The sequence below is a fragment of the Sodalis sp. dw_96 genome, assembly GCF_018449575.1.
In the GTDB taxonomy this organism is placed as follows: Bacteria; Pseudomonadota; Gammaproteobacteria; order Enterobacterales; family Enterobacteriaceae; genus Acerihabitans.
On sequence record NZ_JAAVUT010000011.1, the window covers coordinates 25,412 to 38,994 of the forward strand.

A 13,583-nucleotide genomic window follows, 5' to 3' on the forward strand; every position below is an offset into this window, starting at 1 on the left:
AAAGGTTAACCGCGTTCTCTCGCCCGACGTTTTAGTTGGTCGATCCACACAGCCAGAATCAATACCGCGCCCATGGCGACGGTTTGCCAAAAGGGCGGTATGCCGAGAATGACAAAGCCGTTCAAGAGAATGATCGGGATAAACACGCCGATAACCGTGCCGGCCACGCTGCCGATACCGCCGAACAGACTGGTTCCCCCCAATACCACCGCCGAGATGGTGGAGAGATTATCCATGGCGTGGCCGCCGATGGTGGTGGTGGAGAAGCGGGCGTTGGACATGACGGCGGCCATGCCCGCCAGCGCGCCGGAAATCATGTAAATTCCGATCAGGCGCCTGCGCACATTGACCCCGGCGCGGCGTACCGCCTCCATATTCGAGCCGGTGGCGAACACGTGCAGTCCGAAACGGGTGAGATGCAATACCGCCGCCGCCACTATTGTCACCAGGGCAGCGATGGCCACCAGCATCGGTATGCCGGCGATATCGCCGCTGCCGATGATGTCCACCAGCCGTTCGGGAATGGCCCGGACATCCACGCCGCCGCTGATGATTTGCGCCAGGCCCAATGCCATACCGAAAGTGCCGAGCGTGACAATCAGGGCCGGAATGCGGGCCACCGCGATCAGGAAGCCGTTCAGCGCGCCCCACAGGGTGCCCGCCAGCAGCGATACCAGCGTGCCGAGGGCGATAATACCCCAGCCGGCGTCGGTGGTGCCGAAGGTGCTGCCTGCGTCGCCGGTGAGATACAGCATGGTCTGCGCCGAGATAACCGAGGAAAAAACCAGTACCGCTCCCACCGATAAATCAATGCCCGCCGCGATGATGACAAAGGTCTGGCCCACCGAGAGCACCAGCAGGATGGCGGCGTTGATGGCGATTTGCGACAGGTTGTAGGCGGAACCGAACTGCGCCGGCCGCAGCAGCCAGAACAGCGCAATCAGGACAATCAGCAGCAGACAGATCCAACCGCCCCCCAGCAGTTTCGCCAGGGTTTCCCGCAGGCGGTTGGGGGCTTGACCGTCCGTTGGCGGACGCGGCTGCTCCCCGTGCGGGCGGTTATCCGCCGTCCCGTGGCCGCCGTCCGAACCTTGGGAAATAGCATTGGCGAAACGTGCCGTCCCGTGGTTGTCGTCCGGTTTCCGGGCCGCGGCACCGGCCAAATGCGCCGGATCTGAATCGGATGCAGAGAGTGTGTTTTTCATCGCGGCTCCTCGGTGGCGGCGGTTCCGCTGGTCATGGCGGTAACCAAATCCTCCACCCGCGCTCCGGCGGTGGAGAACTGGCCGACGCTGCGTCCCAGGCGCAGCACTTCCACCCGGTCGGCAATGTCCAGCACCTGCGGCATATTGTGGCTTATCAGCACTACCGCGATGCCCGACGCGCGCACCTGTCTTATCAATTCCAGCACCCGCTCAGTTTGTACCACCCCCAGGGCGGCGGTGGGCTCGTCCAGGAAAATCACCCGGTCCGCCCACATGGCGGCGCGGGCGATGGCTACCGACTGCCGCTGTCCGCCGGACAGGGTGGAGATGGGCACCTTCAGCGAACGCAGCGACACTCCCAGGCGGGCGAACTGACCCACCGCCTTGCGCCGCATCGAGGCCCGATCCAGACAGCCCAGTTTACCCAGCAGGCCCGGCAGCAGCTCTTCGCGGCCTAAAAACAGGTTGTCCACCGGCGTTAACTCCGGCGCCAGCGCCAGATCCTGGTAAACGGTGGAGATGCCCAACTGCTGGGCGACAGAAGGGGAGGTCAGATTCACCGGCTGACCATCGATAAGAATCGTGCCGCCGTCGGGCCGGTCGGCGCCGGAAAGAATTTTCACCAGCGTTGATTTGCCGGCGCCGTTATCGCCTATCAAGGCGCAGATCTCACCGGGATAGACCCGGAAGTTAACCCCTTCCAACGCCTTGACATGGCCGAAATGGCGGCTGATGTCGCGGGCTTCAAGAACCGGCGTGCTCATAAGCGGGATTCTCCAGCGGCAGGCCAATATTATTGGAAAACGCGAACCACTCGTTATAGGCCGCGCCGGTCAAATTGGCCCAGTGGGCAAAGGCGGACTCCGCATCGGGAAAATGCCAGAGTTCCACGGTCTGGAAATCATGCTGGCCGCGAATATGATAGACGCCGATGCGCGCCGCGCCGGCCCGGGTTGCCTTAACCGCCAGCGCGTCCCAGCCGGCCTGTTTTTCCCGCTGCTCCGCTTCGCTCAGGCGGTACCAATGGGGCCGCGGGCGGGCATAATGAATCCAGAGACTATTTGACATGTTTGTTCCTTATGCGCGTTCAGGCAGCAGCAGTTCGGCCAGCGGACGGACTTTGCCCACCACGTGCCGGGAGGTGGTAAACATAAAATCGGCGGCGTCTTCATGGCCGCTGATGGCTTTATCGACGGTTTCGGGCCGATCCGTTTCCCAGATGCCCAGGTGATGCCAGCTGTGGGCCCAATCCAGCCGGTGACGACCGGCGATATTGATGTTGAGCGCCAAATCTCCTTTAAAGGCGACATCGCATTCGGCGTCATAGTCGCGCCGCTGTGCCGCCGTCGCCTCGCACCAGGCGTCGTTCCATTCCCACAGGGCCATGAAACCCCATTGGCGCTCCAGGGCCGGTCCAGACCCTCGCACGGTGGCGAACTCCCTCGGGCCCAGCAGCCATTCGGTGGTGAACAGCCTTCCCCAGCCCGCCTGCTCCAGGCGCACCGTGCCCGCCAGCGCCGCGCTGAGTCCCGGCGCCTCGAACGCGCCGGCCAGATCCCAGGGATGGGCGAAACCGCTGTCAAGGGCCATGGGCCGCATTTCAGCCCGGGGGTCGAACATGGCCCGAAACGACATCAGCCATCCCTCGCCGCGCAATTGCTCCAGCACCGTCATCAGCCGCCGGTAGTCCCCGTCGCCATAAATCGCCGGTCCGCCATCCGTCTGCCGTTTGGCCAGAAACGCCACCACACAGCCGGAAGAGGCGGCCGGTTCTGAACTGAATACCTCGGTCTCGCCGGTGAGCAGGGTCATAAGGCCTCCCGGACTTTTATCACCGCGTTCATCAGTTCCTCCACCCGTTTGGCGTCAACCGGCAGCCACCAGCGGCCGTCCTGCTTCAGCCACTGGCCGATAATGGCGCCGTCGGCGGCGGCAAACAGGCTCGGCACCTGGCTGGGGGACAGTCCTGAGCCCACGATGACCGGCAGATTGGTCCCGCCGCGCACCTCGTTGACTTCACGGGCTTCGGTGGGGGAGCCGGTACGGGTGCCGGTGGCGATAAGCACATCGGCGTCGAACCATTCCGCGTCGGTGGCCTGCTCAGGGATACTGCGGTCCGCCGTGATGGCATGGGCGCCGAACTTGACGTGGACATCGGCGAAAATGGCCACGTCGCGGGCGTCGATCATGGCGCGATAGCGCATGGCCTCCGGCGCCGGGCCGTTGAGAAAACCTTCATTGGCGACATAGGCGTTGACCCATTGATTAACCCGCACCCAGCGCGCGCCCACCGCTTTGGCCACCGCCAACGCCGGAATGGCGCCGTTGGCCACGCAGGTGATGCCGATGGGGGTATCCACCGCGCCCCGGACTTCCATACAAACGGCGGTCAGCGCCGCCACGGTTTCGGGGCCGATATGTTCCGGCCGCGAGAACGGCAGGTCGCTGGCATTCTCTACAATAATGCCGTCGATACCGCCCTTCGACAGGGTCAGGGCATCCCTCACCGCCGCGGCGAAAATCGATTTCATGGTCTCCCCCTTGTAGCGGGGCGCGCCGGGCAGCGCATTGAGATGAATAACGCCGATCACCGGTTTTTTCACCGGAAAAAGCGTCGCCAGCATATCGGGTTTCTCGGGAAGTACGATGGGTGCGGCCATAATCTCTCTCTTGGTCAAAATTCGTGGTTACCGGTGGCATCGACCGCCGGGGCGTGCTCAAACTGAATGTATTGTTCGCGGGTGGGATAAGACGATTGCGCGCCCATCCCGCCGCAGCTGTAGGTGGCGGCATAGACCGCTTCACGCAGCGCCGCCGGGATGGACAAGCCCCCCAGGCGGCGGGCGATATACCAGCCCGCCAGGCAGTCGCCGGCGCCGGTGGTATCCACCACGACGGCCTTGCCGGCAAAACGGGCGTGATGGCAGGCGCCGGCGGATACATAACGCGCCCCCTGCGGTCCGAGGGTACAAATCACCGACTTGACCCCCAGCGCCAGTAATTGCCCTACCGGGTCGCCGCCGATTTGCGCCAGGGCGCGCTGGTTGCAAAACACCGTTTCGGCCCCGTCCAGCACCGAGTGCAACGGTGCCAGGCCGCCCATAAAAGTGGCCGGCTCCAAATCGATAGACCAGGCTATGCCCGCTGTCCGACAATGCTCGATGACGCTTTCGGCGGCACCGCTGTAGACGGCGGTGTGCAGCCAGCCCACCTCCCGCCAGTCGAGAGCGCTCAACATCCCGGCGCCGGGGTACATGGAGACGCCCGGTTCCAGCAGCAACCGCTTTTCTCCGTGGGCGTCCAGCAACACGATGGCGCGGCAGGTACGGCCCGGTTTCCGTCCGCCGGTAACGTCGATTCCCGCTGCCCGCAGCGGGGTCAACAGACTTTCGGCAAATAAATCATCGCCGGTTTCCACCGCTAGGCCGACCTCGGCGCCGGCCAGCCGGCAGGCAAGCGCCGCGTTGGTCACCACGCCGCCGGGCATTTCATTGGTGATGCTCACCAGCAGCTTTTCGTCCGGCTGGGGCATTTTATCCATCAGCAGGGTGGTATCCAGGCTGATATCCCCCACAAACAACGCCTTACCCGCCGCCGTCATGATCTCACCAGATCGATGGTGAAACTGTAGCGATCGGCGCGGTAGCTCACCGCGGCAAATTCCACCGGCTGCCGCTGGTGGTCATGACTTAGCCGGCGGGCGACAAGCACCGCCGTGCCGCGGGCAATTTCCAGCGCACGGGACAGTTCGCCGTCGGCGACGCCGGCGCTGATGGTTTCCCTGGCGCCCATAATGCGACAGCCGCAGCGCTGCTCCAGCCAGGCATAGAGTGAACCCGAATTGAGCTCGGTGACGGTGGGAAGGGGGTGGTGGCTGAACAGTGACGGCGCAAACCAGGAGTGGGACACCGCCATGGACAATCCGTCGGCGCTTAACAGACGGGACACCAGGAATGTTTTGACGTTATCCTCCATGCCCAGGGCAGTTGCCGCTTCCGGCGGCGGGGTAGCCATACGGGCGGCAAGGGTGGCGTAACCGGCGGTAAAACCCCGCCGCCGCATATCCTCGGCAAAACTGGACATTTGATTCAGTGGCTGTACCACGTGGGGCGGCAGCACCATTGAGCCTTTGCCGGCGCGGCGGGTGATCAATCCCTCCTGCTCCAGCTTATCCAGCGCGGTACGTGCAGTGGTGCGGCTGACGCCGAAGGTTTTATTCAGCGCCGCTTCCGAGGGCAGGATATCGCCGGGTTTAAATCCGCCGAACTCGATTTCCCGCCGCAATCGCTCGGCTATCTGCCACCAAAGGGGCTGTGGGCCGGAAAGCAACCCATGCTGATCCCAATCCATAATTAACGCCTTGTTAACCGTAATGTCATGATAATTGAATGTCATGACATTGTTGTCAATATGGGCGGTTGGAGTAAATCATCATGAAAATCATATGGTTCAATAGTTATGACGGCAGGACATTCAGGTCTTTATAGAAAAGAAACAGCCAGTTGAAAGAGGACATTGATCTTTCCGTTAACATAAAAACCGGCAATGTAAAGAATGATAGGAAATAGTTATGATGCGGATAACGTGAAGTGCCTCACTCTCACTTATATAATGATGAAATGGCAGTGCCGCAAATATCCTTGATTTATGTAAACCGGGAAATGGCATTTTTGCGATTCAATAGCCTGATGGTTTTATAATCAACGTCAGCACGGAATAAACCCTAAACATTGATTGTCTTAAAGCCTCATTTACTGTAGAATATCACGCAGTAATTTCATTAACTTATTGATTTATATTGATATTTTCATCCATTCGACGCCTGTGAAGGCGACAACCGAGGTTGCTCAATGAGCGAAAAGCTGCAAAAAGTCCTGGCCCGCGCCGGGCATGGTTCCCGCCGTGAAATTGAATCCCTGATTGAACAAGGCCGCGTCAGCGTCGACGGTAAAATCGCCACGCTGGGGGATCGGGTCGAAGCCGTCAGTTCGATGAAAATTCGTGTGGACGGCCATGTGGTGACCATTACCGCCACCGAGGAATCGGTATGCCGGGTATTGGCCTATTACAAGCCGGAAGGGGAACTCTGTACCCGCCGGGATCCCGACGGACGCCCGACGGTCTTCGATCGTCTGCCGAAAATCACCGGCTCACGCTGGGTGGCGGTAGGCCGTCTGGATGTCAATACCTCCGGCCTGTTATTGTTCACCACCGACGGAGAATTGGCTAACCGCCTGATGCACCCACGCTGTGAAGTGGAGCGTGAATATGCCGTGCGGGTGTTCGGCCAGGTGGACGACGATAAAATCCGCCAATTGACCAAGGGCATTCAGCTGGAAGACGGCTCCGCCGCGTTCAAGTCCCTGAGTTTCCAAGGCGGCGAAGGCCTGAACCAGTGGTATAACGTCACCCTGAATGAAGGGCGCAACCGTGAAGTGCGGCGGTTATGGGAAGCGGTGGGCGTACAGGTCAGCCGCCTGATTCGTACCCGCTACGGCGATCTTCCCCTCCCTAAGGGCTTGCCCCGCGGCGGCTGGACCGAACTCAGCCTGCTGGAAATCAACTACCTGCGTGAAATGGTGCAATTGCCCGCCGAGACGGTCAGCAAAATGCCGGTTGAGCGTGAACGCCGCCGCATGAAGGCCAATCAGATTCGCCGGGCGGTTAAACGCCATAGCCAGGTCGCACCCACCCGCCGCGGCGGCGGTCAAAGCAGCAAACGCAACTCCGGCGCATAAGGTCTTCGTTCACCGAAGCTGTATGCGGACGCGTTAAAGGGAGGGCGCGCCAATGTGGTCGAATCGGGCGTGGTTTTTCCGCCCCCCCGAGCGCCACATGGCACGCTAGGCCCGCGAGCACCGGAGCATAAACCAAGCGTGTTAAAGGGAGAGCGCGCCAATGTGGTCGAATCGGGCGTGGTTTTTCGCCCGACCGAGTGCCACATGGCACGCTAGGCCCGCGAGCACCGGAGCATAAACCAAGCGTGTTAAAGGGAGAACGCGCCAATGTGGTCGAATCGGGCGTGGTTTTTCGCCCGACCGAGTGCCACATGGCACGCTAGGCCCGCGAGCACCGGAGCATGAATCAAGCGTGTTAAAGGGAGAGCGCGCCAATGTGGTCGAATCGGGCGTGGTTTTTCGCCCGACCGAGTGCCACATGGCACGCTAGGCCCGCGAGCACCGATCGTGCAACGAGCCTGTTAAAGGGTCCGCCACCCTACCAATCAATCCCCTGCTGCGCCTTGATCCCGGCATCAAAAGCGTGTTTTACCGGGCGCAGCTCGCTCACCGTATCCGCCAGATCCAGCAACTCCCGATGACAGGCGCGCCCGGTAATAATCACCGTCTGGTTAGCGGGACGGCGATTCAGAGCCTCAATCACCTCGGATAAATCGATATAATCGTACGTCACCATATAGGTCAGTTCGTCCAACAGCACCACGTCCAGCGTTTCATCCGCCAGCATCCGCAAACCATGCTGCCAGACCTCCTGCGCGGCGGCGCGATCGGTAATCCGGTTTTGCGTATTCCAGGTAAAGCCGGTGGCCATCACCTGAAACTCCACGCCGTGGGCCTCCAGCAGGTTACGTTCACCGTTCGGCCACTGGCCCTTGATAAATTGAATAACCCCGGCGCGCATGCCGTGACCCACGGCCCGCGTCACGGTGCCGAAGCCGGCGGTGGTCTTGCCCTTGCCGTTGCCGGTAAATACGATCACTATGCCCCGTTGCTCGCGGGCCTCGGCGATACGGGCATCCACTTTCTCTTTTAATCGCTGTTGACGCTGCTGGTGCCGTTCTTCGCTCATGGTGTCGTCCTGTTTTACGCCGGTCCCGGTTTACGGTTCGGCTGGGCATCAAAACTGATGCCGGTTTTACGGTGACTGTCGTCACCCATCAGATACAGATAAATCGGCATAATATCCGCCGGCGTTTTGAGCTTTTCGGCGTCCTCGTCGGGAAACGCGCTTTTACGCATGGCGGTCCGGGTGCCGCCGGGATTGATGCAGTTAACGCGCAGGGTGGCGGCGGGATATTCATCCGCCAGTACCTGCATCATGCCTTCGGTGGCGAATTTCGACACCGCGTAAACGCCCCAGTTGGCGCGGCCCTGCCGGCCGACGCTCGAGCTGCTGAATACCAGCGACGGCCGGTAGGCCTTCAGCAACAGCGGCAGCATGGCCCGGGTCAATAAAAAGGTGGCATTGACGTTCACCTCCATAACCTGGCGCCAGCGTTGGGCGGATTGTCTCGCCATCGGCGCGATGTCTCCCAGCAGTCCGGCGTTATTCAGCAGCCCGTCCAGCCGGGGAATGTCTCTTTGTAAATCTTCAGCCAGCCGCCGGTAATCCTGCTCGTCCGCCTGTAATAAATCCAGCGGGATCACCCGGGCAGCCTGACCGCCTTCGTCGGCTATTTGTTGCCGTACCGCCGCCAGTTTCGCCTCCGTCCTGCCCAACAGCAGCAACGACGCACCGTAACGGGCGTAGGTCAGCGCCGCTTCTCGCCCGATACCGTCGCCGGCGCCGGTTACCATAATGATACGCTGCTGCAGCAGATTATTTGCGGGCTGGTAATACACGTGGACTCCTCCGCTTACTTGTGCTTCTTTCCAAGGCAGGCCGGTTGCTTCCATTCTGCTTCATTACAAAGCAGGCCCGGTTGCTTCCCTTCCAGGCAGGGCGGTCGGTTTTCCATGCTTTTCCATGCGGTGGACGGAAAGATCTCTATTTTATGCCTGAAACGGTGATGGTTTTCAATCCATGGCCGGCCATTGTCGGCGGATGTTGCCCCGGGGTTTGCCCTCAGGGTGCGGGGGGGCTGGAAAAACAAGATTTATCACTATTATACGGCGGCATATTCCGATTTTTCTGACGACGGAACCCCGGCTGTTAGCTAGAATAAGCCCAACGAAAATCATTTCAGCAAGGTGGCAGAATGGAATATCTCTCTTTATATGGACTTTTTTTGGCAAAAGCCATTACCGTGGTGGTGGCTATCGGCGCCGTGATGCTGCTCCTGGTGGGGTTGCGGCAGCGGCAGCGCCGGCGCAGGGGAGAGCTTCAGGTCACCGATTTGGGTAAGCATTATCGCGAAATGCAGCGTGAAATGCAGTTGGCCCGCATGGGAGAGGCGGAACAGCGTATTTGGCACAAGCGTTACAAAAAAGAGGAAAAGCACGATGCCAAACTGGCGCGCAATCGTGCCAAACGCGGCGATAAAGCGCCGTTGAAATCCTGTCTGTATGTGCTGGATTTCAAAGGCAGCATGGATGCGGGGGAAGTGGCATCGCTGCGTGAAGAGATTTCCGCGGTGCTGGCGGTGGCCAAACCGCAAGACGAAGTTCTGCTGCGGCTGGAAAGCCCGGGCGGGGTGGTGCATGGCTACGGGTTGGCCGCTTCGCAGCTGCAACGCCTGCGTGACAAAGGCATTCGCCTCACCGTGGCGGTGGATAAAGTGGCCGCCAGCGGCGGTTATATGATGGCCTGCGTTGCCGACCGTATCATCGCCGCGCCGTTTTCCATTATCGGTTCCATTGGGGTAGTGGCGCAAATCCCCAATTTTAATCGCCTGTTAAAACGCAATGATATAGATGTAGAACTGCATACCGCCGGTGCCTATAAACGGACCTTGACATTGTTTGGTGAAAATTCCGAGCAGGGTCGGCAGAAATTCCAGCAAGATCTCAATGAAACCCATCAATTATTCAAGCAGTTTGTGCATGATATGCGCCCTTCGCTGGATATCGAAGCGGTGGCCACCGGCGAGCATTGGTACGGTAGCCAGGCGCGGGAAAAGGGATTGGTGGACGGCATCGGCACCAGCGATGAGCTGTTGATCGCTGAAATGGCGAATCATGAGGTAATCAGCATCAAATACGCCCGACGGAAACGATTGCTTTCACGGTTTACCGACAGTGCGGCCTTAAGTATCGAACAGCGCTTGCTGCATTGGTTGCAGAAGGGCGAAAAACCCTTATTATGAATATAGGCGGGCCGGACGTACGGCCCGTTACCCGCAATTCATCAATCCTGTAAGTGATATTTCTCCGACAGCACCACGGCGAGGTGTTTGAACATATTAAACACCGCTGTGGTCTTGCGAGTCGGTATTCCGTCCTGATCGAAAAAAAATTCGCCGCGGAAAACCAGCACGCCGTCTTTTTGCTCTACTTCGGTCGCCTCCATACCGTGCATATATTCGTCGTGTTCACGTATGATTCTGTTCGCTTCAATCAGCAGGCTCTGGCGATCAATGGGGGTGGTGTTAGCGTACATAAGTTTCGCTCCTTGGTTAACGCGGTGACTATTGTAATACCCGGTTGTGTTTGGCTGCAAACAGACTAAGGTTTATTCCGTTAACTCATTTTTTTCTTAATTAGTTTGCAACGGTCGCTTTTTTTGTACAGCTAATAAGTTGCACCAACTTTTTTATCATGTAGAGTGTGGGCCTTCATGACTCTGGGGATGCCGATGGGTTCAAACCGGCAATGGATTTATCAATATCATAGGCTAATATTGATAAATTTATTATATTTATCAGTAGGTTAATCTCATGTCGCAAGTGAAAGAACAGACCGGCTAGAAAGAGGTTGATTTTTGTCGGTACTGCCGCAATATAAAATCAGAGGTATGCCCAGCCAGGGTCTGGCGCACAAAAAGCTTCTTTTAGAGAAGACATCAATTAGGTAAAGGTAAAAATGGGTAAAGCTCTCGTTATCGTTGAATCCCCGGCGAAAGCCAAAACGATTAATAAATATTTAGGTAATGACTACGTGGTTAAGTCCAGCGTCGGTCACATCCGCGATTTGCCCACCAGTGGTTCAGCCAGTAAGAAAAGCGCCGATACAACTAAAAAGAAAAAAGTAAAAAGCGATGCGCAAAGCGCGCTGGTCAATCGTATGGGAATTGACCCTTATCATGGCTGGAAGGCCCATTACGAGATATTGCCCGGTAAAGAAAAGGTGGTTACCGAACTGAAAGCGCTGGCGGAAAATGCCGACCATATTTATCTCGCAACCGACCTTGACCGCGAAGGGGAAGCCATTGCCTGGCACCTGCGGGAAGTGATTGGCGGCGATGACAAACGTTTCAGCCGGGTAGTGTTCAATGAAATTACCCGTAATGCCATTACCCAGGCGTTTAAACAGCCCGGTGAATTGAATATTGATCGGGTCAATGCCCAGCAGGCGCGTCGTTTCATGGACCGCGTGGTGGGGTACATGGTCTCGCCGCTGCTGTGGAAAAAACTGGCCCGGGGTTTGTCCGCCGGGCGGGTGCAGTCGGTTGCCGTCCGGCTGGTGGTGGAGCGTGAGCGGGAAATAAAAGCTTTTGTCCCGGAAGAGTACTGGGAGCTGCACGCCGACCTCAAGGTATCCGCCAAAGCGCAACTGCTTATGCAGGTCACCCATGAAGGGGATAAGCCGTTTAAACCGGTGAACCAGGAGCAAACCCAGGCCGCGGTTAAACAGCTGGAAAACGCAAAGTATATTATCGCCGATCGCGAGGATAAACCCACCAGCAGCAAAGCCGGTGCGCCTTTTACCACCTCCACCCTGCAACAAGCCGCCAGTACCCGTCTGGGGTACGGTGTGAAAAAAACCATGATGCTGGCCCAGCGTCTGTATGAGGCGGGGCATATTACCTATATGCGTACCGATTCCACCAACCTGAGCCAGGACGCGCTTAAGATGGCCCGGGATTATATCGGCGACCAGTTTGGCGCCAAGTATCTGCCCAAACAGGCCAATGAATATGCCAGCAAGGAAAATTCACAGGAAGCCCATGAAGCCATTCGTCCTTCCGATGTGAGCCACCAGGCCGAGCAGCTTAGCGATATGGAGCCCGACGCGCAGAAACTCTATCAGTTGATCTGGCGTCAGTTTGTTGCTTGCCAAATGATGCCTGCGCTGTATGACTCCACCACCCTGACGGTAAAAGCCGGTGATTTCTCCCTGCGCGCCAAGGGCCGTATCCTGCGTTTCGACGGCTGGACCAAAGTCATGCCGGCGTTGCGCAAGGGTGATGAAGACCGTACCCTGCCCGCCGTGAAAGTGGGGCAAGAGCTTGACCTGGACAAATTACTGCCCAGCCAGCATTTTACCAAGCCCCCCGCGCGTTACAGCGAAGCGTCGCTGGTTAAGGAGCTGGAAAAGCGCGGTATCGGCCGGCCTTCCACCTATGTATCGATCATCTCCACCATTCAGGATCGCGGCTACGTACAGGTGGAAAACCGGCGGTTTTACGCCGAGAAAATGGGTGAAATCGTTACCGATCGGCTGGAAGAGAACTTCCGCGAGCTGATGAACTATGACTTCACCGCCCGTATGGAAGATAAGCTCGATCAGGTGGCCAACAACAAGGAAGAGTGGAAAGCGGTGTTGGATTCGTTTTTCACCGAATTCAGTCATCAGCTGGAAATCGCGGAAAAAGACCCGGAAGAAGGGGGCATGCGTCTTAACCAGATGGTGATGACCAGTATCGATTGCCCCACCTGCGGACGTAAGATGGGTATTCGCACCGCCAGCACCGGCGTGTTCCTTGGCTGCTCCGGTTATGCCCTGCCGCCGAAAGAGCGCTGCAAAACCACCATCAACCTGATCCCCGAAGCCGAGACCCTGAATATTCTGGAAGGGGATGACGCCGAGACCAATGCGCTGCGCGCCCGTCGCCGTTGCCCGAAGTGCGGCATGGCCATGGACAGTTATCTTATCGATAACAATCGCAAAATCCACGTCTGCGGCAATAACCCTCTTTGCGACGGGTATGAAATCGAGCAGGGGGAATTCCGCATCAAGGGTTATGACGGCCCGGTGGTGGAGTGCGAAAAATGCGGTTCCGACATGCATTTGAAGCTGGGTCGTTTCGGCAAATACATGGCCTGTACCAACGATGAATGCAAGAACACCCGCAAGATCCTGCGCAACGGCGATGTCGCGCCGCCGAAAGAGGATCCGGTGCCGCTGCCGGAGCTGCCCTGCGAAAAATCCGACGCCTATTTTGTCCTGCGTGACGGTGCCGCCGGGGTATTCCTGGCCGCCAATACCTTCCCGAAGTCCCGGGAAACCCGGGCGCCGCTGGTGGAAGAGCTGGCCCGTTTCAAGGATCGCCTGCCGGAAAAACTCCGTTACCTGGCCGACGCGCCGGTGAAGGATGCGGAAGGGAATAAAACCATGGTCCGCTTCAGCCGCAAGACCAAACAGCAGTACGTCTCATCGGAAAAAGACGGCAAGGCCACCGGCTGGAGCGCATTTTATATCGACGGCAAATGGCAGGTCAGCAAGAAATAAGCGGGCTCGGTTTTTCTGCCCGCCGGAATGCCCTATGGCACGCCAGGCCCGCCAACGCTGATGTTGAACCGAACGTGTTAAAGGGAGAGCG

General features: G+C 58.3%; 13 protein-coding genes. 3 read left to right on the plus strand and 10 right to left on the minus strand.

The window, feature by feature from the left end; genetic code table 11:
- Window positions 1–5: 5 nt before the first annotated feature.
- Genes HB631_RS16685 through HB631_RS16715 form a run of 7 tightly spaced genes read right to left on the minus strand, consistent with a single transcriptional unit; the run spans window position 6 to window position 5,555 of the window.
- Window positions 6–1,205, minus strand: a complete 1,200-nt coding sequence (locus tag HB631_RS16685) for an ABC transporter permease (RefSeq protein WP_213992303.1) — start codon at window positions 1,203–1,205, stop codon at window positions 6–8.
- Complete coding sequence (locus tag HB631_RS16690; protein ID WP_213992304.1) at window positions 1,202–1,969, minus strand: ATP-binding cassette domain-containing protein; 768 nt, start codon at window positions 1,967–1,969, stop codon at window positions 1,202–1,204. Before HB631_RS16690 ends, HB631_RS16685 begins: the two co-directional genes overlap by 4 nt.
- On the minus strand, window positions 1,950–2,273 hold the full coding sequence (locus HB631_RS16695; protein ID WP_213992305.1) for a hypothetical protein: 324 nt from the start codon (window positions 2,271–2,273) through the stop codon (window positions 1,950–1,952). The genes HB631_RS16690 and HB631_RS16695 overlap by 20 nt, the downstream gene beginning before the upstream one ends.
- 9 nt (window positions 2,274–2,282) lie before the next feature.
- Window positions 2,283–3,017 (minus strand): hypothetical protein, encoded by a 735-nt coding sequence (locus HB631_RS16700; protein ID WP_213992306.1) that lies wholly within the window; start codon window positions 3,015–3,017, stop codon window positions 2,283–2,285.
- Window positions 3,014–3,865, minus strand: a complete 852-nt coding sequence (locus HB631_RS16705) for a BtpA/SgcQ family protein (protein ID WP_213992307.1) — start codon at window positions 3,863–3,865, stop codon at window positions 3,014–3,016. The genes HB631_RS16700 and HB631_RS16705 overlap by 4 nt, the downstream gene beginning before the upstream one ends.
- Before the next feature lie 14 nt (window positions 3,866–3,879).
- On the minus strand, window positions 3,880–4,806 hold the full coding sequence (locus HB631_RS16710; RefSeq protein ID WP_213992308.1) for a carbohydrate kinase family protein: 927 nt from the start codon (window positions 4,804–4,806) through the stop codon (window positions 3,880–3,882).
- Window positions 4,803–5,555, minus strand: coding sequence for a GntR family transcriptional regulator (locus HB631_RS16715; RefSeq protein WP_213992309.1), 753 nt, complete (start codon window positions 5,553–5,555; stop codon window positions 4,803–4,805). Before HB631_RS16715 ends, HB631_RS16710 begins: the two co-directional genes overlap by 4 nt.
- Before the next feature lie 500 nt (window positions 5,556–6,055).
- Between HB631_RS16715 and rluB the strand changes: the two genes are divergently transcribed.
- Entirely contained in the window at window positions 6,056–6,943 is an 888-nt protein-coding gene (gene rluB / locus HB631_RS16720; protein WP_213992310.1) for a 23S rRNA pseudouridine(2605) synthase RluB, read from the plus strand.
- Between the two features lie 478 nt (window positions 6,944–7,421).
- Here the strand turns inward: rluB and cobO are convergent, their stop codons facing one another.
- On the minus strand, window positions 7,422–8,012 hold the full coding sequence (gene cobO, locus HB631_RS16725; RefSeq protein ID WP_213992311.1) for a cob(I)yrinic acid a,c-diamide adenosyltransferase: 591 nt from the start codon (window positions 8,010–8,012) through the stop codon (window positions 7,422–7,424).
- A gap of 14 nt (window positions 8,013–8,026) precedes the next feature.
- On the minus strand, window positions 8,027–8,785 hold the full coding sequence (locus tag HB631_RS16730) for a YciK family oxidoreductase (RefSeq protein ID WP_213992312.1): 759 nt from the start codon (window positions 8,783–8,785) through the stop codon (window positions 8,027–8,029).
- Between the two features lie 356 nt (window positions 8,786–9,141).
- Here HB631_RS16730 and sohB point away from each other — a divergent pair, with 356 nt between their 5' ends.
- The gene (gene sohB, locus HB631_RS16735; protein WP_213992313.1) at window positions 9,142–10,188 is read left to right on the plus strand and encodes a protease SohB; all 1,047 of its coding nucleotides are present in this window, start codon (window positions 9,142–9,144) and stop codon (window positions 10,186–10,188) included.
- Window positions 10,189–10,229: 41 nt separating this feature from the next.
- On the opposite strand, the gene HB631_RS16740 is transcribed toward sohB, so the two are convergent.
- A complete protein-coding gene (locus HB631_RS16740) occupies window positions 10,230–10,481 on the minus strand; it encodes a YciN family protein (RefSeq protein ID WP_213992314.1) in 252 nt (83 codons plus the stop codon).
- 422 nt (window positions 10,482–10,903) lie between these two features.
- Between HB631_RS16740 and topA the strand changes: the two genes are divergently transcribed.
- On the plus strand, window positions 10,904–13,492 hold the full coding sequence (topA, locus tag HB631_RS16745) for a type I DNA topoisomerase (RefSeq protein WP_213992315.1): 2,589 nt from the start codon (window positions 10,904–10,906) through the stop codon (window positions 13,490–13,492).
- The last annotated feature ends 91 nt before the right edge of the window (window positions 13,493–13,583 follow it).

What these genes read in the sequence shown, in the direction of transcription:
- cobO (WP_213992311.1), bottom strand. Translation starts at nt 8,012, where the DNA reads ATGAGCGAAGAACGGCACCAGCAGCGTCAACAGCGATTAAAAGAGAAA.
- HB631_RS16695 (WP_213992305.1), bottom strand. Translation starts at nt 2,273, where the DNA reads ATGTCAAATAGTCTCTGGATTCATTATGCCCGCCCGCGGCCCCATTGG.
- HB631_RS16705 (WP_213992307.1), bottom strand. Translation starts at nt 3,865, where the DNA reads ATGGCCGCACCCATCGTACTTCCCGAGAAACCCGATATGCTGGCGACG.
- HB631_RS16715 (WP_213992309.1), bottom strand. Translation starts at nt 5,555, where the DNA reads ATGGATTGGGATCAGCATGGGTTGCTTTCCGGCCCACAGCCCCTTTGG.
- HB631_RS16685 (WP_213992303.1), bottom strand. Translation starts at nt 1,205, where the DNA reads ATGAAAAACACACTCTCTGCATCCGATTCAGATCCGGCGCATTTGGCC.
- topA (WP_213992315.1), top strand. Translation starts at nt 10,904, where the DNA reads ATGGGTAAAGCTCTCGTTATCGTTGAATCCCCGGCGAAAGCCAAAACG.
- rluB (WP_213992310.1), top strand. Translation starts at nt 6,056, where the DNA reads ATGAGCGAAAAGCTGCAAAAAGTCCTGGCCCGCGCCGGGCATGGTTCC.
- HB631_RS16700 (WP_213992306.1), bottom strand. Translation starts at nt 3,017, where the DNA reads ATGACCCTGCTCACCGGCGAGACCGAGGTATTCAGTTCAGAACCGGCC.
- sohB (WP_213992313.1), top strand. Translation starts at nt 9,142, where the DNA reads ATGGAATATCTCTCTTTATATGGACTTTTTTTGGCAAAAGCCATTACC.
- HB631_RS16710 (WP_213992308.1), bottom strand. Translation starts at nt 4,806, where the DNA reads ATGACGGCGGCGGGTAAGGCGTTGTTTGTGGGGGATATCAGCCTGGAT.
- HB631_RS16690 (WP_213992304.1), bottom strand. Translation starts at nt 1,969, where the DNA reads ATGAGCACGCCGGTTCTTGAAGCCCGCGACATCAGCCGCCATTTCGGC.
- HB631_RS16740 (WP_213992314.1), bottom strand. Translation starts at nt 10,481, where the DNA reads ATGTACGCTAACACCACCCCCATTGATCGCCAGAGCCTGCTGATTGAA.